At 63.3% G+C, this 20,191-nt stretch carries 18 protein-coding genes; 13 read left to right on the top strand and 5 right to left on the bottom strand.

What is annotated here, in order from left to right; all coding sequences use genetic code 11:
* The 4 genes from AC1DX0_RS01885 to AC1DX0_RS01870 all read left to right on the top strand — a co-directional run.
* On the top strand, window positions 1-620 hold a 620-nt coding region (locus tag AC1DX0_RS01885; RefSeq protein ID WP_477354100.1), incomplete at its 5' end, for a hypothetical protein.
* Window positions 617-1,255 carry a (d)CMP kinase gene (gene cmk / locus AC1DX0_RS01880; RefSeq protein WP_477218518.1) on the top strand — a complete coding sequence of 213 codons (639 nt, stop codon included), beginning with the start codon at window positions 617-619 and terminating at the stop codon, window positions 1,253-1,255. The genes AC1DX0_RS01885 and cmk, both read left to right, overlap by 4 nt.
* A gap of 206 nt (window positions 1,256-1,461) precedes the next feature.
* Complete coding sequence (rpsA, locus tag AC1DX0_RS01875; RefSeq protein ID WP_477218519.1) at window positions 1,462-3,159, top strand: 30S ribosomal protein S1; 1,698 nt, start codon at window positions 1,462-1,464, stop codon at window positions 3,157-3,159.
* Window positions 3,160-3,420: 261 nt separating this feature from the next.
* Window positions 3,421-4,242 (top strand): MOSC domain-containing protein, encoded by an 822-nt coding sequence (locus tag AC1DX0_RS01870; RefSeq protein ID WP_477218520.1) that lies wholly within the window; start codon window positions 3,421-3,423, stop codon window positions 4,240-4,242.
* A 76-nt stretch (window positions 4,243-4,318) separates the two neighbouring features.
* Here the strand turns inward: AC1DX0_RS01870 and AC1DX0_RS01865 are convergent, their stop codons facing one another.
* The 4 genes from AC1DX0_RS01865 to AC1DX0_RS01850 form a co-directional block, all read right to left on the bottom strand.
* On the bottom strand, window positions 4,319-5,026 hold the full coding sequence (locus AC1DX0_RS01865; protein ID WP_477218521.1) for an SDR family NAD(P)-dependent oxidoreductase: 708 nt from the start codon (window positions 5,024-5,026) through the stop codon (window positions 4,319-4,321).
* A gap of 238 nt (window positions 5,027-5,264) precedes the next feature.
* Complete coding sequence (locus AC1DX0_RS01860) at window positions 5,265-6,845, bottom strand: 5-guanidino-2-oxopentanoate decarboxylase (RefSeq protein WP_477218522.1); 1,581 nt, start codon at window positions 6,843-6,845, stop codon at window positions 5,265-5,267.
* A 93-nt stretch (window positions 6,846-6,938) separates the two neighbouring features.
* On the bottom strand, window positions 6,939-7,589 hold the full coding sequence (locus tag AC1DX0_RS01855) for a TetR family transcriptional regulator C-terminal domain-containing protein (protein ID WP_477218523.1): 651 nt from the start codon (window positions 7,587-7,589) through the stop codon (window positions 6,939-6,941).
* Window positions 7,586-8,458, bottom strand: coding sequence for a dimethylarginine dimethylaminohydrolase family protein (locus AC1DX0_RS01850; protein ID WP_477218524.1), 873 nt, complete (start codon window positions 8,456-8,458; stop codon window positions 7,586-7,588). Before AC1DX0_RS01850 ends, AC1DX0_RS01855 begins: the two co-directional genes overlap by 4 nt.
* 214 nt (window positions 8,459-8,672) lie before the next feature.
* On the opposite strand from AC1DX0_RS01850, the gene AC1DX0_RS01845 reads away from it, so the two are divergent.
* From AC1DX0_RS01845 to AC1DX0_RS01815, 7 genes are all read left to right on the top strand, one after another.
* Window positions 8,673-9,488 carry an ABC transporter ATP-binding protein gene (locus AC1DX0_RS01845; RefSeq protein ID WP_477218525.1) on the top strand — a complete coding sequence of 272 codons (816 nt, stop codon included), beginning with the start codon at window positions 8,673-8,675 and terminating at the stop codon, window positions 9,486-9,488.
* A gap of 55 nt (window positions 9,489-9,543) precedes the next feature.
* Entirely contained in the window at window positions 9,544-10,344 is an 801-nt protein-coding gene (locus tag AC1DX0_RS01840) for a transporter substrate-binding domain-containing protein (protein WP_464612627.1), read from the top strand.
* 162 nt (window positions 10,345-10,506) lie between these two features.
* Window positions 10,507-11,220 (top strand): ABC transporter permease, encoded by a 714-nt coding sequence (locus tag AC1DX0_RS01835; protein ID WP_477219091.1) that lies wholly within the window; start codon window positions 10,507-10,509, stop codon window positions 11,218-11,220.
* The gene (locus AC1DX0_RS01830; RefSeq protein ID WP_477218526.1) at window positions 11,220-12,029 is read left to right on the top strand and encodes an ABC transporter permease; all 810 of its coding nucleotides are present in this window, start codon (window positions 11,220-11,222) and stop codon (window positions 12,027-12,029) included. Before AC1DX0_RS01835 ends, AC1DX0_RS01830 begins: the two co-directional genes overlap by 1 nt.
* A 166-nt stretch (window positions 12,030-12,195) precedes the next feature.
* Complete coding sequence (locus AC1DX0_RS01825; RefSeq protein ID WP_477219092.1) at window positions 12,196-13,197, top strand: Ldh family oxidoreductase; 1,002 nt, start codon at window positions 12,196-12,198, stop codon at window positions 13,195-13,197.
* Window positions 13,198-13,532: 335 nt separating this feature from the next.
* Complete coding sequence (locus AC1DX0_RS01820) at window positions 13,533-13,985, top strand: DoxX family protein (RefSeq protein WP_477218527.1); 453 nt, start codon at window positions 13,533-13,535, stop codon at window positions 13,983-13,985.
* Between the two features lie 111 nt (window positions 13,986-14,096).
* Complete coding sequence (locus AC1DX0_RS01815; RefSeq protein WP_477218528.1) at window positions 14,097-15,074, top strand: complex I NDUFA9 subunit family protein; 978 nt, start codon at window positions 14,097-14,099, stop codon at window positions 15,072-15,074.
* A gap of 144 nt (window positions 15,075-15,218) precedes the next feature.
* On the opposite strand, the gene AC1DX0_RS01810 is transcribed toward AC1DX0_RS01815, so the two are convergent.
* Window positions 15,219-16,586, bottom strand: coding sequence for a cytochrome P450 (locus AC1DX0_RS01810; protein WP_477218529.1), 1,368 nt, complete (start codon window positions 16,584-16,586; stop codon window positions 15,219-15,221).
* Window positions 16,587-16,797: 211 nt separating this feature from the next.
* On the opposite strand from AC1DX0_RS01810, the gene AC1DX0_RS01805 reads away from it, so the two are divergent.
* Together AC1DX0_RS01805 and AC1DX0_RS01800 are read left to right on the top strand one after the other, a co-directional pair.
* Window positions 16,798-17,367: an NADPH-dependent FMN reductase gene (locus AC1DX0_RS01805; protein WP_477218530.1), complete on the top strand. Its 570-nt coding sequence runs from the start codon at window positions 16,798-16,800 to the stop codon at window positions 17,365-17,367.
* An 89-nt stretch (window positions 17,368-17,456) separates the two neighbouring features.
* Window positions 17,457-20,087 carry a caspase family protein gene (locus AC1DX0_RS01800; RefSeq protein ID WP_477218531.1) on the top strand — a complete coding sequence of 877 codons (2,631 nt, stop codon included), beginning with the start codon at window positions 17,457-17,459 and terminating at the stop codon, window positions 20,085-20,087.
* Window positions 20,088-20,191 lie beyond the last annotated feature (104 nt).

Here is a 20,191-nt window from a genome sequence, read left to right as displayed (position 1 = left end):
GAACCATAGTGCCATACCGAAGCCAGCTTTCGATTCATTTTAAGTACGCACTCGATCGAGGGCGTACTCTTTGCTCACTTTATGACTATCTAGCTGCGGCGGCTCCGGCCGCGCTCGACGCTACGGACATGCTTAGGTCGGCAATCGTATTAGGTGTAAGTGCGCTCGATCATTTGGTGCATCAGGTGATACTTCAGGAAATAGAATACAGAGTCTACCGCTCTTCTCCCATTTTTGGAGTCACCGCGCCTGTCAATTTATTTGGACTCCCATTGAATGAACTTGCGAGAGGGGTCAGAGGCCATGTTCGCGAGTCTAATAGCTATAAGAGTTTTGTTGCGCCTTCAAAGATATCGGAAGGGTTAAGGTCCATAATGAATGCGCCATGGCCATCGATCGCGACGCATTTTGGAGAAGGTGACGATGCAATAAAGGTTCGTCTCGGGCTAATAGTCTCCTTAAGGAATCGCATAGCTCACGAAGCCGACCTTGACCCACAATTTGCAACACCTCAAAGTTATCCCATCGATCGAGATGATGTCTTGGGCTCATTGGTGTTTCTAGAGAAGTTGGGGACTGCGATCTTGGCCGCAGTCGAAGATGACCGGGCAGCGGCATGATTTTGGCCATTGACGGTCCCGCCGGTGCCGGCAAAGGCACGCTGGCCCGGCGGCTCGCCGACCACTACCGACTGAATCTGCTCGACACCGGCCTCACCTATCGGGCGGTCGCCTATGCCCTGATCCAGCACGCGCTGCCGCTCGACAATGTCTCGGCGGCCGAGACCGCAGCGCGCCAGGTCGATATGGCAAAGCTCGACCGTGCGGTGCTGTCGGCGCATGCGGTCGGCGAGGCCGCCTCGAAAGTCGCGGTGTATCCGACCGTGCGGCGCATCCTCGTCGAAAAGCAGCGCGAGTTTGCCAAGACGCCGCCGGGCGCGGTGCTGGACGGTCGTGACATCGGCACTGTCGTATGCCCCGATGCCGACATCAAACTCTACGTGACAGCGAGTGCGGAGGTGCGGGCAAGGCGCCGGCTGGCGGAGATCGAAAGCATCGGCGGCACCGCCAATTTCGCTGAAATCCTCGCCGATATCGTGCGCCGTGACGAGCGCGACATGGGCCGCGCCGACTCGCCCTTGAAGCCGGCCGCCGACGCGCACTTGCTTGATACCAGCGAAATGGCTATAGAAGCCGCGTTTCTCGCGGCCATGGCGATCATCGACGAGGTCATGGCCAGGAGAGACAAGGCCTGATCCGGGTTTTCTCCCGCGTTTCCGTTGCCGGAAGCGAAGAAAATACCCATATCGGGCACGAACCAGCCTGCCAGCATTCTTCATGCGCCGGAATTGCCGCTTAAAAGCGGCCCAGGGCTTTTTTAGCCCGGAACGCCGGCAGGCCAACGCAACGCTAACCCACGGCGCCAGTCCCGCTCGAGATGCGGGGCACTCCAGGAGAAAATATGTCAGCTGCAAATCCCACTCGCGATGATTTCGCGAGCCTGCTCGAAGAATCTTTTACCGCCGGCCATTCCGGCGAAGGTCAGGTCGTCAAGGGCATCATCACCGCCATTGAAAAAGACATGGCCATCATCGACGTCGGCCTCAAGGTCGAAGGCCGCGTGCCGCTGAAGGAATTCGGCGTCAAGGGCAAGGACACCACCCTCAAGGTCGGTGACACCGTCGAAGTCTATGTCGAGCGCATCGAGAACGCGCTTGGCGAAGCGATGCTTTCCCGTGAAAAGGCCCGCCGCGAAGAGAGCTGGGTCCGTCTCGAAGAGAAGTTCACCAAGGGTGAGCGCGTCGAAGGCGTTATCTTCAACCAGGTCAAGGGCGGCTTCACCGTCGACCTCGACGGCGCCGTGGCCTTCCTGCCGCGCAGCCAGGTCGATATCCGCCCAATCCGCGACGTCTCCCCGCTGATGCACAACCCGCAGCCCTTCGAGATCCTCAAGATGGACCGCCGCCGCGGCAACATCGTGGTGTCGCGCCGCACCGTGCTCGAGGAGAGCCGCGCCGAACAGCGTTCGGAAATCGTGCAGAACCTCGAAGAAGGTCAGGTTGTCGAAGGCGTCGTCAAGAACATCACCGATTACGGTGCGTTCGTCGACCTCGGTGGCATCGACGGCCTGCTGCATGTCACCGACATGGCATGGCGCCGCGTCAACCATCCGACCGAAATCCTCAACATCGGTCAGACGGTCAAGGTGCAGATCATCCGCATCAACCAGGAAACCCACCGCATCTCGCTCGGCATGAAGCAGCTCGAGAGCGATCCGTGGTCCGAGATCGGCACCAAGTTCCCGATCGGCAAGAAGATCAAGGGTACCGTCACCAACATCACCGACTACGGCGCGTTCGTCGAGCTGGAGCCGGGCATCGAAGGCCTCATCCACGTTTCGGAAATGTCGTGGACCAAGAAGAACGTGCATCCCGGCAAGATCCTGTCGACGACGCAGGAAGTCGACGTTGTCGTGCTCGAGGTCGATCCGGCCAAGCGCCGCATCTCGCTCGGCCTCAAGCAGACGCTTGAGAATCCTTGGGAAGCGTTCGCGCGCAGCCATCCGGTCGGCAGCCAGGTCGAGGGCGAGGTCAAGAACAAGACCGAGTTCGGCCTGTTCATCGGCCTGGAAGGCGACGTGGACGGCATGGTGCACCTCTCCGACCTCGACTGGACCCGTCCGGGCGAGCAGGTCATCGAAGAGTACAATCGCGGCGACATGGTCAAGGCGCAGGTGCTCGACGTCGACATCGAGAAGGAGCGAATCTCGCTCGGCATCAAGCAGCTGGCCAAGGATACGGTCGGTGAAGCGGCGACTTCGGGCGAACTGCGCAAGAACGCCGTCGTCACCTGTGAAGTCATCGGCGTCAAGGATGGCGGTCTGGAAGTGCGGCTGGTCGACAGCGGCATCGAGACCTTCATCAAGCGTTCCGACCTCAGCCGCGACCGCGACGAGCAGCGCCCCGAGCGCTTCACCGTCGGCCAGAAGGTCGACGCCCGCGTCATCGCCTTCGACAAGAAGACCCGCAAGCTGCAGGTCTCGATCAAGGCGCTGGAAATCGCCGAAGAGAAGGAAGCGGTCGCCCAGTACGGCTCGACCGACTCCGGCGCTTCGCTGGGCGACATCCTGGGTGCCGCGCTGAAGAAGCAGGGCAGCTAAGGCCGCCGCGCGCGCGCGCGACGCGCGCGGACTGAACAAGCAAACCCGCGAGCCGCAAGGCTCGCGGGTTTTTTCATGCTCAGTTGGGAGCTGGGCGCCGATGGTCTCACGACGCGGTTGGCACAAGACAAAGACGGTGCACGCCCTTCAATTTCACACTTGCGGCTGTAGGCTCGGGCTCATGTCGTTTGCCGGCATGAAACACGGCCGGCATGAAACACGGGAACTCACGCCCCTTCGGGCAACAGAGAAGCATTGGGCATGAAGGTCGTCGAACTCTATCGCTATCCGGTCAAGAGCCTACGCGGCCATGCCGTGGAGAGCGCTGACATCGAAGCCATGGGCATGGCTAGGGACCGCCGCTGGATGGTCGTCGACAAGGATGGACACTTCCTCACCATTCGACAGATCCCGGCAATGACGACGATCGATGTCGAGCATCACGGCACCGGCATCCTGTTGAAACATGACAGGCATGGCTCGCACGCCGTCGAGGCGCCAAGCCCAGGCAGCGCGCTCCGCCAGGTCAAGGTCTGGAAGGATATGGTTATCGCGCGGCCATGCCATCCAGCCGCCGGCGCCTATCTATCCGCGGTTCTTGACCGGCCCGCCGATCTCGTCTTTTTCGACGATCCGCGAAGCCGGCCGGTTGACCCGGAATTCGGCCAGCATGGCGACTACGTCGGCTTTGCCGATGGCTTTCCGCTGCTGGTGACCACGACGGGCTCGCTGGACCATCTGAACAGCCATCTCGCCAAGCCCATCGAGATGGCGCGGTTTCGGCCAAACATCGTCCTCGACGCAGCGGGCGTGTGGCCGGAAGACAATTGGAAGACGATCCGCATCGGCTCTGTCGAGTTGCGGATCGCAAAGCCCTGCGCGCGCTGTGTCATCACCACCCGCGATCCGTATAGCGGCGAGCAACCGGACCCGCGCGAGCCGTTGCAGACACTTGGTAGACTCCACCGCTCCGCCAAAGGCGGTATCATCTTCGGCCAGAATGCGATTCCAAACAACGCCGGCACAATCTCCATCGGCGACACGGTCGAGGTCGTGGAGGCGGGCGCCTCTAACCTCGCATAGTCGCGATGCGTTTCTGATATTGGCCGGCGGCAGGCCCTACCAGGCCTGCCACGAAAGCTCAGGGTTGAAACGTATCTCAGGCCCGGCTGTAGAGCGGCACCAGCGTTCCGCTCATCGCCTGGTTGGCCGGCGAAGCGAGATAGGCGATTGCCTCGGCCGCTGCTTCCAGGCTCACCCATTTGGTGAAATCGGCATCAGGCATGTCGGCGCGGTTTGCCGGCGTGTCGAGCGTCGACGGGGCCACGGCATTGACCAGGATGCCCTTGGCCTTGAGTTCTTCGGCCATCGCCACCGTCATGGCCGCCACCGCCGCCTTGCTGGCCGTGTAGGCGACCATGCCGGCGCCGCGCCTGGGGTCGAGCCCGGCGCGCGCGGTGACATTGACGATGCGGCCTGATGTGCCCGACGCCAGCATCGAGCGAACGGCCGCACGGCTGCACAGGAAGGTGGTGCGGGCGTTGGTGTCCATCATCTCGGCAAAGGATGCCGATTCGATCTTTTCCACCGGCGCCATGGCGAAGCCGCCGGCAAGATGGATCGATCCCCACAAGGCAGGAACCTGAGCATAGAAACCTTCAACCTTGGCGGAGTCCGACAGGTCCACATTGTGCGCCAGCTTGACGTTCTCGTGCGCGGCGAAAGGAAAATGCTGGGGTGCCGCTGCGTGCGCGTTCGGCACGTGGCAGATCGCGCCCTGCTCCAGCAGCCGGCCAACCACCGCACCGCCGAGCGCGCCGGTTCCACCGGTCACAACGATATGCCTGCCTTGAAGTGTTTCCGTCATCCTGGACCGCTCCTGTCGTATTTTTATGATTATGTCGCTTGCTGTGCCGCCCGACGCAGAGCGTCGCGCCTTTCGGGCGATCACTCAATTGATATCTCGACATGGCAGCTGTCGCGTCTTTGCATGCGTCAGGACGCATATAATGGCAATGCCGTCAGCCATGCGGCTGTTGCGGTACAACAGCCGAGCCGGCGAAAGATCCGATGCAGGTTGGAAAATCAACGCCGGCCTGAAGGCTTCAATCGACCGTGATTTCGATGACGCAGGGCAAGCCGGTTGCCCGGGCGCGCTTCAGCGCCTGTGGCAAGGCGCCGATATCGGCCAGCCGTTCGGCGCCGATACCATAGGCTTCGGCCAGCTTGCAGAAATCCGGCGGCGCCGGCGAGACCCCGACGGGTTCGACGCCGACATCGAGCATCGAGGTCTCGATCTCGCGATAGCCCCTGTTGTTCCAGACCACGAAAATGACCGGCGCGTCGGAATCAAGCGCGACACCCAGTTCCGGCAACGTGAACTGGAAGCCGCCGTCGCCGGTCAGGCAGACGACCGGCACGTCGGGCATGGCAAGCGCCGCGCCGATCGCCGCCGGCGGGCCGTAGCCAAGCGCGCCGAAGCCGGTGGCGGCATTGAACCAGCCGGCCGGCCGGTCGTGATCATAGTAGAGGTTCGCGGCGTAGATCGGCTGCGTCGAGTCGCCGACGATGATCGCGCCCGGCAGCGTGTCGCGGATCATTTCCACGGCATGCACCTGTGCCAGATAGGCCGGGCTCAGCTCGGCGATCGCCGCTTTCCGCGACGCGGCGGCGCGCGCCTCGCCGTCTGGCGCGGCCACATGAGCGGAGCCGATGGCGGCGAGCAGGGCTTCGATTGCCTCGGCGCAGTCGGCCTGGATGCCAACCGTCACCGGGCGGCGCGCGATCTGGTCGGCGCCGATGTCGATGCGGATCAGGTTGGAAGGCAGCACAAAACCACCATCGCCATAGCCGTCATAGTCGGTCGGGCCGAATTCGGTGCCGGCGGCAATCACCAGATCGGCCTCGGCCATCAGCGCGCGGACCGCCTTCAGGCTCGGACTTGCCGGCACGCAGAGCGTGTGGCGGTGCAGCAGGCCGCGCGCATTGGTGGTCTCGACGACCGGCGCGCCCAATCTCTCGGCCAGGCGCCGCAAGGACGCTTCGGCACGCTTGGCGCCACCGCCGGCCAGGATCAGCGGACGGCGGGCAGTGGCGATGAGTTCGGCTGCGCTTTCAATTGCCGCACCGTCCGGCGCCGGCGGTGCCGCGTTGCTCAGCAGCGCAACGATACCGCCAGCCGGCTTGACCATGACATCGGTCGGGATCTCGATATGCACCGGGCCGGGCCGCGAGGATGAAAACAGGGCGAAGGCCTGCGCCAATGCACCCGGCAATTCGCTGGCCTCGGTGACGCGCCGCGACAGCAGCGCCACCTTTTCCATCATGCCGCGCTGGTCCGGCAATTCATGCAGGAAGCCCAGCCCCTTGCCCAGCGTCGGCATGGCGTTGACGCCCGATATGACCAGCATCGGCACCGAATCGGCGCGTGCCTGGCCCATGGCGGTGATGGTGTTGGTCAGCCCCGGCCCGGTGATGACGAAGGCGACGCCGGGCTTGCCGCTGGCGCGGGCATAGCCGTCGGCCATGAAGCCGGCGCCCTGTTCGTGGCGCGGCGTGACATGGCGGATTTTCGAGCGTGCCAGGCCACGGTAGAGCTCGACCGTGTGCACGCCCGGAATGCCGAAAACGGTGTCGACGCCATGGGCTTCGAGCAGCGTGATGAGGGCTTCGCCGAGTGTTGCCATTGGTTTTTCCTCCCTTAGAGCCGATCACTGTTCGGAACAATGATCGGCTCGGTCCCTTTGTTTTCAACGCAATCCCTGTGGGAAAACCGCATGTCACTTTTCCTGGAATTGCTGTAGCGGCGCGAGGCCCAGTTCGGCCTCGACAGTCTTGATGCCAATCGCCGCCAATTCGCCGGGGGAGAACATCTCGCCGGCCAGGCAGCCTTCGATCCAGAGCCCGTCGATGATCGCATTGATCGCAATGGCGTGGTGGCGCAATTGGCTTGCGTCTGGCGTACGCCGTTCGGCGGCGAGCACCTCGGCCACGACCGCTTCCACCTCATTGCGAAAGCCAAGGTAGCCTTCGCGGTGGGCGCGAGCCAGGCTCGGATCCGCACCGGCGCGGCCGATGAAGGTTGCCCAGAGCGAAAACACCCGCGCGTCGATGATCGGCACGTTGAGGTTGGCGGTGACGAAGGCCGCAAGGCGCTGGCGCGGAGAGGCATCTTCCATGACCAACGCCGCTTTCGCCTGCTCGGTCATGCGGCCCATGAGCGCTGCATAGGCTCCCTGCAGCAATTCTTCCTTGCCCGGGAAATAGTGCCGGATGAGCCCGGCGGTGACACCGGCGCGCAACGCGATGGTGCGCAATGTGGCGCCCTGCAGGCCATGTTCCGCCACGCTGTCCAGAGTTGCCTCGATCAGATCTTGCCGCCGCCGCTCCTCGCCCTCGCGACGGAACCTGCGGCGGGATGGCGCATTCATTGGCGCAGGATCGGCCGCGTCAGGCATGTCGGCCCACCCTCGCAGGCGATGCAGAGCGCATCGGCCTCGAAAATTTCGACCGTGCAGCCGGCGGCTTCCATCGCGGCTTTGGTCTTTGGAAAGCCTGCAACGGCAATGACCTTATGTGGGCTGGTCGGCAGCACGTTCAGGCTGAGGCCGTTGGAAGCCGCGAACTCTTCGGCATCGCCTTCGACCAGCCGGATGTTACGCGCCTTCAGCATCTGGTAGAACGCGGCCGGCAAAAGCGGCGAATAGACCAGTGCGAGGTCGTCGGCCAACGGGCTGATCACCGACATCAGATGCAGGCAGGCCTCTTCGCCCTGCCACAGCGGCAGGTCAAAGCCGTAGACGGAAACGCCCAGCGGCGTCAGCAGATTGGAAACCTGCTGAATGCCTTCCTGGTTGGAGCGGACACCGCGGCCGATCACCAGCGTGCGGGCATCCAACCATACACAATCACCACCTTCGACTTGGCCAGGAGCCTCGACGCGGCCGAGGATCGGAATGCCCAGCCTTCTATAGGTTTCCTCATGCAGCGAGGGTTCGCTTGCGCGCAAGGGCTTGCCCATGGACAGAATCAGCGCGCCGCGGTCGGTCATCAGCGATGGGTCGTGCGTGAACACCGAATCCGAAAGTCCATCGGCCTTGTCCTCGATCCATTCGATTTCGGCGCCGGAAGCCGCCACCAGTTCAGCAAGGAGCGCGTGCTGCGATGCTGCTTTCGCCGGATTGAATCCTGGGCCATAGTGCCAGGCAGCCCTGTCGGCGTTGCGCATGGCGTTGGCTGCCGACCGCATCAGCACGCGCCGCAGCGGCGCCGCCATGGACTGTGATCCGAAAGCGCTCATCGAAGCCCTTTTTTAGCTGAAAAAAACCGAGAAAATTTCATGGAAGCCTATTTATACACTTGCACAACAAGCTCGCAAGTGCCGTAATGAGTGGGATTGACGGGCTCGCGCCGTTGGGTCCATGCTGAAGTCTGGAGCGGGGCAGTACAGCGTATATGTTGATTAGCCGAATGGACGTTCGACGAACTGCCGCCTCCCATACAGAGGTCACCCGGTGAGCGCGGTGGAAGCTGCCGCATCCCAATCCGGCAAGGCGCAGGACGGCGCCGCCGAAGCCATCCATGTCGAAAACCTTCACAAGAAATTCGGCCAGTTGCATGTGCTGAAGGGCGTGTCGCTGTCGGCGCGCGACGGCGAGGTGATCGCCATCATCGGCGGCTCGGGTTCAGGTAAATCGACGCTGCTGCGCTGCATCAACTGCCTGGAAAACCCGACCAGCGGCATCATCCGCGTCAACGGCGAAGAGATCAAACTGAAGGCCGATAGCCACGGCCACACCATTCCCGCCGACCGAAGGCAGATCGAGCGCATCCGTTCCAAGCTCGGCATGGTGTTCCAGAATTTCAACCTGTGGAGCCACATGACGCTGCTCGAGAACGTCATCGAGGTTCCCGTGCATGTGCTCGGCGTGAAGCGCGACGAGGCGATTGCCCAGGCCGAAAAGCTGCTGGTGCGCGTCGGGCTTGCCGAAAAGCGCGACGTCTATCCCGCCTATCTGTCCGGCGGCCAGCAGCAGCGCGCCGCGATTGCCCGCGCGCTCGCCATCAATCCGCGCGTCATGCTGTTCGACGAGCCGACCTCGGCGCTCGACCCGGAACTGGTCGGCGAGGTGCTGAAGGTGATCGGCGACCTGGCGCGCGAGGGCCGCACCATGGTGCTGGTCACCCACGAAATGAAGTTCGCCCGCGAGGTCGCGACCCATGTCGTCTATCTCTACAACGGGCTGGTCGAGGAAGAGGGCCCGCCGGAGCAGATCTTCGGCGCGCCGAAATCCGAAAGGCTGAAGCAGTTCATCCGCAACATCGGCTAGGGACAGGCCGAGACGGAAGAAAACCGGGAACCAACAACAAACTGGGAGTTTTGAAATGAAGACTGTTCTGAAGACATTCGCCGCAGCGCTGCTGCTCGGCGTCGCCGCCATGGGCGTGGCCAAGGCCGATCCGGTCAAGATCGGCGTCGCCGCCGAACCCTATCCGCCCTTCACCTCGCCGGACGCTTCGGGCAAGTGGGTCGGCTGGGAAATCGACTTCATCGACGCCGTATGCGCCGAGGAGAAGCTCGACTGCGTCATCACGCCTGTTGCCTGGGACGGCATCATCCCGGCGCTGACCACCAAGAAGATCGACCTCATCGTCTCGTCGATGTCGATCACCGCCGAACGCGAGAAGACGATCGACTTCTCGGACAAATATTATAACACGCCGACGGCGATCATCGGACCGAAGGACCAGAAATTCGGCCCCGGGCCCGACGACCTCAAGGGCAAGGTCATCGGCGTCCAGGTGTCGACCGTGCACGCCGTCTACGCCAAGAAGCACTTCGGCGCCACGGCTTCCGAGATCAAGGAATACCAGACCCAGGACGAAGCCAACAACGACCTTGCCGCCGGCCGCCTCGACGCGGTGCAGGCCGATTCCATCGCGCTTGGCGAGTTCCTCAAGTCCGACCAGGGCAAGGCCTGCTGCGACCTGAAGGGCATGGTGGCTCCGGACGACGAGGTGCTTGGACCGGGCGTCGGCGCCGGCGTGCGCAAGGAGGACACCGACCTGAAGGCAAAGATCAACGCCGGCATCAAGGCGATCCGGTCCAACGGCAAATATGACGAGATCTCGAAGAAATACTTCGATTTCGACATTTACGGCGGCGGCGGCGCGCAGTCGAACTGATCGGCAAGCCTGGGCTTGTGACCGCGCGGCGCATCGTGCGCCGTGCGGTTTCGCCTGAACCTGTCCAAGCACGCTTTTCGCTGACGAAAATGGCCAGCGGCTGACGCCAGCAATCCGGGGGCAAAGCTGATCGACGCATTCCTTTCGGCCTCGGCGGCCGGCATCATCGACCTTCTCTCGCCCTATCCGCCGGGCTGGGGCGGAACCCTGCTGCTCGGGCTGCTCCACTCGATCGAAATTGCGCTCGGCGCGACCTGCCTTGGTCTCCTGATCGGTACCGGCGGCGCCTATGGCAAGCTCTATGGCGGCCCGGTGGTGCGCGATCTGCTGGCCGTCTACACCACCATCGTGCGCGCCGTCCCCGAACTGGTGCTGATCCTGCTGCTCTATTATGCCGGAACCGACCTGATCAACCAGGCGCTTGCGGCAATGGGCTATCAGCGCATCGACATCAGCGGACTTGCCGCCGGCATTGCCGTGCTCGGTTTCGTCCAGGGCGCCTATTCGACAGAAGTCATACGCGGCGCGATCCTGGCCATTCCGCAGGGCCAGATCGAAGCCGCCCGTGCCTATGGCATGTCGCCTGGCCTGATGCTGCGGCGCATCACTCTGCCGGCCATGCTGCCGTTTGCCATACCGGGCCTCGCCAATCTTTGGCTGATCGCCACCAAGGACACCGCCCTGCTGGCGGTCGTCGGTTTCTATGAACTGGCGCTGGCAACACGGCAGGCCGCGGGCGTGACCAAAGCCTATTTCACCTTCTTCTTCGCCGCAGGCGTGCTGTACCTGCTGCTGTCGCTGCTTTCCAACTTCCTGATCGGCCGTGTCGAGGGCTGGTCGCGGCGCGGCATGCCTTCGCTCAAGGAAGCGCGCTGATGGCCAACGAAGCGGCCATCATCAACGTTGTCGCGCGAACGTCGCTGTGGCTGCAGCCGCACCGCATCGTGCTGATCCTGATCGCGCTGGGGCTGGTTCTGGGCGCCATATTCTTCATGCGCTGGGACTGGCTGCCGCAATATTACGAGATGGGCCTGCTCGGCATCTGGCGCTCACTGTGGATCCTGGCCGTCACCTGCGTGCTGGGTTTCCTGCTCGCCGTGCCCTTGGGGTTGGCGCAGGCGACAGGCTCGTTCTGGTTCGCGGCACCCGCCAAGGTCTTCTGTACCGTCATCCGGGGCACGCCACTGCTGATCCAGTTGTGGCTGCTCTATTACGGCTTGGGCTCCTTGTTTCCGCAATATCCGTGGATTCGCGAGTCCTGGATGTGGCCGTATCTCAGGCAAGCCTGGCCTTATGGTGTCCTGGCACTGACCTTGTCCTTCGCCGGTTACGAGGGCGAGGTGATGCGCGGCGCCTTCGCCGGCGTGCCCAAAGGGCAACTCGAGGCCGCGCGCGCCTTCGGCATGAGCCGCTGGAAGGCATTCCGGCGCATCTGGCTGCCGCAGGCCATCTACCGGGCGCTGCCGACGCTGACCGGCGAAACCGTGCTGCAGCTGAAGTCGACGCCGCTGGTGGCGACCATCAGCGTCATCGACATCTTCGCCGTCTCGTCCAAGGTGCGGCAGGACACCTACCTCACCTACGAACCCTTGCTGCTGCTGGCGTTGATCTACATGACGATCACCGGCATCCTGGTCTTCGCCTTCAGCAGGATCGAAGCGCGAATCCCAAACAAGATCGGCTGAAGCTTTTCCTGGAATTGGCCTGGAGTCGCCAGGCTCATAGCGCGGACTTGCAACGGCGGACGTGTCCGCCGTTTTTCTTGCAGTTGCGGACGATTTTCAACACAAACGCCGCCTCATGTGCTGTTAGACCCAACCAACCAATGACAGAAATCGCAGGACGGCCATGATGCAACTCAGTCTCGACCAGGCAAGAGGATTGTGCCGGATGGCGGCACTCGGCGCCGGCGCCAATGAGGAAGCGGCGCAATCGCTGACCGCCTCGATCATAGCAGCCGAGGCGGAAGGGCTTTCGACCGTCGGGCTGTCGCATTTCATCGATTATCTCGAGGCCCTCGAGGCCGGCCGCATCGACGGCAATGCCGATCCGGTGATCACAAGGCCGGCGCTGGCCGTCTATCTCTCCGACGCACGCGGCGGGCTGGCGCATATCGGCTTCGACCGGACGATCGACGACCTCGCCAAGGCGGCAAAGCTGTTCGGCGTCGCCATCTTCTCGCAGAAGAACGCCTATACGTGCGGTGCGCTCGGCTATTTCACCGGAAGGCTGGCGGCACAGGGGCTGGTATCGTTCGCCGCCACCAACGGTCCGGCCGTGCTGGCCGGCTCGGGCTCGGTCAAGCCGGTCTATTGCACCAACCCGATGTCGTTTGCCGCCCCCGCCGCCGACGGCGCGCCGCTGGTCATCGACCAGTCGTCGAGCGCCACCGCCTTCGTCAACATCCGCAAAGCGGCCGAGGACGGCAAGAAAATCCCCGAAGGCTGGGCGCTGGACGCCAGCGGCAACCCGACCACCGATCCCGGGGCCGCCATGAAGGGTGCCATGCTTGCCTTCGGCGGCCAGCGCGGCGCCAACATCGCACTGATGGTCGAAGTGCTGGCGGCCGGCCTGTCGGGCGCCAACTGGTCGCTCGATGCGCCGTGGTTCAGCGGCGGCCCGGACAGCCCCGGGACCGGCCTGTTCGTGCTTGCTGTCGAGCCCAAGCTGCTCGATCCGGATTTCGAACAGCGGATGAAGGACCAGCTCGACCGTCTGCGCCGCCGCTACGGCGTGCATGTGCCGGGCCGTGCCCGAGCCGAAGCCGCCGAGAAGGCACAGGCACGCGGTATCACCGCGCCCAAGGCGGTGGTGCAGCGCATTTCCGAATTCGCCGAGCGCTATTCCGCCTGAAGAGATTTTTTCCGCGACTCGGTGAACCTTACCGCGCGTCACGACGACGAATAGCTGTCCGGGTCGGGTTTGCCCGGTCGGTGTCTTCTGTCGGATGCGTCCAGGGCTGGGGCGGGCGTACTTGCTTCACGCCACGCTGATACCGTCTCAGGTCAGGCCGCCTCGTTGGACCCTGGTTTCGACATGAACCTCACCCGGAAAACCCCGCTTCGGCGGGGTTTTCTGCGTTCGTTTTGCGCATTGTATAAACATGATTGTGAAAGTTAACTTTTGTTAACTTGACTTGATGGAAGCCATCGGGCGTTTGCGGGGATGTTCACAACACAGGAGCTACGATGTCCGTAACCACCGACGCTTCCCGCGGCAGACTGATCATTCCCGCACTCGGCCGCCTGTATTCGTCGCTGCATGACGCCGGCGAAACCCTGCTGCGCATCGTCGCCGGCGCGTTCCTCACCATCCATGGCTCGCAGAAGATCACCAATCCTTTCGGCGCCGCCGAGATGGTCGAAGGCCTCGGCTTCTATCCCGGCGCCTTCTGGTCGCTGCTTCTGGCCTGCACCGAGTTTTTCGGCGGCATTTTGATCGCCCTCGGGTTTTTGACGCGCCCGGCCGCTTTTGCCGGCCTATTCGTGCTGCTGGTCACCGTCTGGTTCCACTGGGTGACCATGGGCCAGGGTTTTTCAGGGGCCGAAAAGTCGCTTTTGTGGGCGGCGATTCTGCTGTTCTTCGTCATTCGCGGCGGCAACCGGCACTCGGTTGACGCCCGCATCGGCAAGGCATTCTAACAAGCTTTCGAGGGGGGTGGCAGCGACGACGCGTCACCCTTTGCCTTTGGCGCAAAACCGACTATGAAACGGCTTCAGCCAAGCCATCTGGAACGTGCGCCGGAGCCAGCCATGACCGAAATCCTGCAGACCCCAAAGCTCGTCGTCGTCTTTGGCGGATCAGGCTTTGTCGGCCGCCATGTCGTGCGCGCGCTGGCCAAGCGCGGTTATCGCATCCGGGTCGCCTGCCGGCGGCCCGATCTTGCCGGCCATCTGCAGCCGCTCGGCAATGTCGGCCAAATCCAACCGGTGCAGGCCAATGTGCGCATGCGCTGGTCGGTCGACCGTGCCGTGCAAGGCGCCGACCACGTCGTCAACCTTGTTGCCATCCTGCATGAGACCGGTCGGCAGAAATTCAACACAGTGCACGAATTCGGCGCCCGCGCCGTTGCCGAGGCCGCGCGCTCGGTCGGTGCCGGCCTCACCCATATTTCGGCGCTCGGTGCCGATGCGGACTCCGAATCGAATTACGCACGCACCAAGGCGCTTGGCGAGAAGGCCGTGCTGGAGACGATCGCCGACGCGGTGATCTTCCGGCCGTCGATCAATTTCGGACCCGAGGACGAGTTCTTCAACCGCTTCGCCAACATGGCGCGCTATTCACCGGTGCTGCCGCTGATCGGCGGCGGCCAGACCAAGTTCCAGCCGGTCTATGTCGGCGATGTCGCCGAGGCGGTGGCGCGCTCGGTCGACGGCAAGATCGGTGGCGGCCAGACCTACGAGCTTGGCGGCCCCAACGTGCTCACCTTCAAGGAGTGCATGGAGGAACTGCTCACTGTCATCGAGCGCAAGCGCCTGCTTGTACCGGTGCCGTGGTGGGTGGCCAACATCCAGGCTTCGATCCTCGGCCTGTTGCCCAATCCGCTGCTGACCAAGGACCAGGTGATGCAGCTGCGCGAGCACAACATCGTTTCGGAGGCCGCCACCAAGGCCAACCGGACACTCGCCGGGCTTGGCATCCAGCCGCAATCGATCGCGACGATCCTGCCCAGCTACCTCTGGCGCTTCCGCGCCGCCGGCCAGTTCCAGCAGCGCAAGCCCGCGGCGTAAACCCTAGACGTGTTGAGATTCAGGTCAGGCCGTGTCGAGAATGGTGGGTTACGAGAACCGGAGCGGAGCGTACTCAAGTACGTGAGCACCGGAAGCGCAGGAAGCCATCGTTCGCAGACCGGCATCACCTGAATATCAGCGCGCCTAGCGAGGTGTGACCTGCATCGGCAACCCGCCTTGCGGCTGTGTCGTCAGTTTCTGCACCGGCCAGGGTTTCGTTTCAGCGGTCGTATCGAAGCGGAAGCGCGACAGCAGGATGGCGAGCGCAATGATCGCCTCCTGCATGGCGAAACTGGCGCCGATGCAGACGCGCGGCCCCGCGCCGAACGGCAGATACTGGAAGCGGTCGATCTTCTCACGGTTCCCCGGATGGAACCGTTCCGGCAGATAGGCATCCGGCCGGTCCCATAATTTCCTGTGGCGGTGGACGACCCACGGCATGACCAGCACGGCGGCGTGCTTGGGGATATAAAGGTCCTTCCACATCTCCGCCTCGATCGGCTCGCGGTTGATCGACGGTGCCGGCGGATAGAGCCGGAGCGCCTCGTCGAAAGCGGCGCGGGTCAATGGCATCGCGTCCAGCCACTTCGTCGGATCCGGCTCGCGCGCCAGCACCTGGTCGATCTCCTGCTCGACCCGGTTGCGCTCCCATGGCGATTCGGCCAGGCAATAGAGCGTCCAGCCCAGCGCCCGCGCGGTGGTCTCATGGCCGGCGCCGATGAAGGTGATGATGTTGTCTTCGACCTCGGCGCGCGTCAGCCCGTCGGGACCTTCTGCCTTGAGCAGCAGCGTCAGGAAATCCTGCGGCACGCCATCGGGGTCAAGCCTGACCCGCTCTTCGCGCATCTTGACCGTATCGGTGACGATCTTGCGGAAATAGGCCATGGTCTTGCGGCCGCGGATGCGGGTGAGCCGCGGCAGCCAGTCGGGCGCGCGCAACAGGTCGAGCGGGTCGACACGGCCCATGGTCTCGAACAGGCGGTCGATCTCATTGGCGAAACTACCCGGTTCGCCCGCGATCTCACCGGAGAACAGCGTCTCGGCGAGGATGTCGTAGGTGAGCAGCGTCATGTCATGGGCGATGTCGGATATGCCGCCCGCTTCGTAGCGGGCGACGAACTCCTTGGTGCGTTTCAGCATCGGCTGGGCGAAGCCGAAGATGTGGCGCGGCGTGAACACCGGCGCCATCGCCTTGCGCGACCGCTTCCAGACCTCGCCCTCGGCGGTCAGCAGACCATCGCGCAGGATCGGCCGCAGGATCTTCTGGCGTACCGTCGCCATCTTGTAGTTCTTGGCGTTGTCGACCAGCACATGGCGGATGAGGCCGGGATCGTTGGCGACGATCAGATGGCCACCAACCCCATTCGCAGAAATCCACGGCTCGTTGTAGGTATGCTCCCCCCACAGTTCGAGCGGATTGCGGTAGACGATGCGGATCATCTCCAGCGTCGAAGGCGGCGTCGTGCGCGGCTTCGGTGCGGGGGGAACAAAGGGGGCGGGCTGAATGTCCATGAAGTGCTCCGCTGTTGCATCAATGTAGTGGCTGGCACCTCGGACGTCCATGTGACCGAACGGCAGACCAAACCACGACAGCAGAACCCGCGAAGACAGACAGTCTGTTCATCCGATCGTGACCGCTCCGTCAGGCGTCCCGCCTTGTCCGCCGGGACACTCTGCCGTAGTCACAGTCACCAACAGATACCGCCTGACGAAGGAGCCAGACTTGAAGCACCAGTTGAACATCATCATCGGCAGCACCCGGCCCGGCCGCGCCGGCCCGGTTTTTGCCGAGTGGCTGGAGACATTCGCGCGCGAGCACGGGAAATTCGAGCCGGTGCTGACCGACATCGCAGCGTTCAAACTGCCGGTGCTGGACGAGCCGCATCATCCGAGGCTTGGCAACTATCAAAAGGACCACACCAAGGCCTGGTCGAAGGCAATCGACGCGGCCGACGCCTTCGTCTTCGTCGCGCCGGAGTATAATTATTTCGCCGCACCCGCGATCGTCAACGCGATCGACTATCTCTCGCGCGAATGGAAGTACAAGCCGGCCGCAATTTTCAGCTATGGCGGCGTCTCCGGCGGCCTGCGCGCGGCGCAGGCGCTGAAGCCGCTGCTGACCGCGGTGGGTGTCATGCCGATCTCTGAAGGCGTCGCGCTGCCGATGTACCAGAAACTGCTCGATGAGAACGGCGCCTTCAGCGCCAGCGAACAGGTGACCGGTGGCGCCAGGACCATGCTGGACGAGCTGTTGCGCTGGAGCGAAGCGTTGAAACCGATGCGCGCTGCCTGAAGGAGCCGGTTGTAGCCGGGTCCCCGGCTTGCTCGCGCCATAAAGAGGTGGAATTGTCGGCAAATGAACTGAGCCGGGGGCGGTTCGACTTGCGCTTGCTGTTTGCCTTGCTGCTGATGATTGCGACCACCGCCGCGGCGGCGGCTGAGCGGCGCGTGGCATTGGTCATGGCCGAAGACGACTACCGGCTGATGCGGCCACTGGCCAATCCCATCCACGACGGCGAGGCGATGGAAGCGGCACTGAAGAAGCTCGGCTTCGAGGTTGTGCTTGAGACCAACCGCGATCTCAGACGCATGCGGCGCGCGCTCGACGATTTTCGCGAAGACGCCAAGGGCGCCGATGTGGCGCTGGTCTATTTCTCCGGCCATGGCGTTGAGATATCAGGCGACAACCGGCTGCTGCCGGTCGATGCGGACGCCTCCTCGCTCGATGCGCTGGACAAGACCAGCCTGCCGCTGGAAGAGGTGCGCGCTGCGGTGGCCGCCACCGCCAAGGTCGGACTGATCGTGCTCGACGCCTGCCGCAGTGACCCCTTCTCGGGAGGCAGCGGCGACGGACGCGGCGCGACTTCGCTGGCCAAGGATGTCGCCGACAAGGTCAAGCCAGGCCTTGGCCGCATCGGGCGGGCGGAAAACATCCTGTTCGCCTTTTCGGCCGCACCCGGCGAGACGGCCGCTGACGGCACCGGCCAGAACTCGCCTTTCACAACGGCGCTGACCAAATATCTCGGCACAGACGGGCTGGAAATCCGCTCGGTGCTGACGCTGGTGCAGCAGGAGGTTTACGACCTGTCGCGCGGCAAGCAGCTGCCCTATGTCGAGAGCGGCCTGCCGAAACTGTTCTTTGCCGCCGCCGCCAAGGAGCAATTGCCGGAGCGCGAACGGCTGCTGCTGGCGATGGCCGATGTGACACCGGAAATGCGCGGCGAGGTCGAGCAGATCGCCAGCGACGCCGACATGCCGCTGGCGCCGCTCTATGGCGCGCTGATCAGTTCCGACACCAGCCATCTGTCGGCGGATAGCCTGAATGCCCGGCTGCGCGAGGCGGCGGACGCCTTCGTCAAGGTGCGCGCCGAGATGAAGACGCTGGCTGCCGACGATCCGCGTGTGACGGAACTGCGCCGGCAGGCCGAGGAGCAGCTGGCCCTGGGCGCCTTCGGCGCGGCGCAGGCGAAGCTGGCGGAAGCGGCCGATATCGACGAGGTATCGCGCAAGGCGCTGAAGGTGAATTTCGTCGACCGCACGCTGTCGCAGGCCGCAACACTGTTCCTGTCGGCGGGCGCGGCGCGCGCCGACCTCAACTATGCGGCGGCCATCAAGGGCTATGAATCGGTGCTGGCGCTGTATGGCGAGGCCGGGCAGACCTCGCTGAACCTGGAACAGGCCGACCGCCAGAGCCGCACGCTGGAGGAACTCGGTATTCTCTATACGACGGTCGGCAAGGTCGAGGCGGCCAGCCGCGCCTTTACCGCGCTGGTGGCCAATCTCGAGCAGCGGTCGCGTCAGGAAACCGACACCAGCGTCAAGCGCGATCTCGCTATCAGCCATATCAAGCTCGCCAACACTGAGATGGCGCAAGGCGACCTGCCGACCTCGCTGGAGAACTATGAGGCGGCCAGGGACATGCTGCAGGACCTGACCGCAGGCGTGCCGGACAAGAAAGATTGGCTGGGCGACCTTGCCATGGCCCATGACAAGATCGGCAACGTGCTGGCGACGCAAGGCGATGTGGCTGCGGCGGCCCAGGCCTATCAGCAAAGCCTGTCGATCAAGCAGAAATTGGCCGATGCCGAGCCGAACAGCGCCTATGTGCTGCGAGACCTGACCATAACCTATGATGAAATCGGCGACCTTGCCCGTACCGCCGGCCAGTTGGACGGCGCCCAGACGGCCTTTGAAGAGAGCTTGAGAATTCGGCTGGTGCTGGCCGAGGACAAACCCGGTGACCCGGAGCGTCAGCGCGCTGTCGCTGTCAGCCATGACAGGCTCGGTGACGTACTGCGCCTGCGCGGCGACCCCGCCGGTGCGCTCGTGGCCTATGCCAAGAGCCAGACGATCGCCGAAGACCTGGTGCGTCGCGACCCCGGCGATACCGACTTGAAGCGCGACCTGTCGATCAGTTACGCCAAGATCGGCAACGCGCTCAACGACCAGGAAAACTGGCCGGCAGCGCTGGCTTCCTATCAGCAAGCACTGGCCGTGACGCGTGAACTTGCCGCTGATGACCCCGGCAACACCGAATGGCAGCGCGACCTGTCGGTCTGTCTGGAAAAGGTTGCCGGTGTGCTTGATGCCCAGGGCAATGTCGGCGACGCACTGCAAAATTACCAGGACAGTCTTGCCATTGCCGACCGGCTGGCGAAGCTCGATCCAGGCAATTCGGACTGGCAGCGCGACCTGTCGATCACTCTGTCGGAAATCGGCATGCTGGAGACCAAGCAGCGCCATTTCGAGGGCTCCAAGAAGGCTTTCGAAGCCAGCCTCGCCATCCGCCAGAAGCTGGCCCAGTCCGATCCGAACAATGCGATCTGGCAATTTGATCTGGTGCAGGCCTACATCAACTATGCGTATGTGGCCAAGGATCCGAGGGCGGTGCTAACGAAGGCGCTGAACCTGACACTGGAGCTCGACCGCACGGGTCGGCTGGCGCCCAGAGACAAATCCATGATCAAATATTTGCGCGGCCTTCTCGCCAAACTCAACGCTCGAAGAAAATAGCCGGCTGCCGGCTCGGGATTTGGGCCGGAAATGCCCGCAAACCTTGGAAAAACCGCCTTTAGCGCCTATATCTACACGATATCAGACGCGCGATTCGGGGCCGA

Source organism: Mesorhizobium sp. P3_A9 (assembly GCF_056402975.1).
This window is presented reverse-complemented; position numbering and strand designations above follow the sequence as displayed.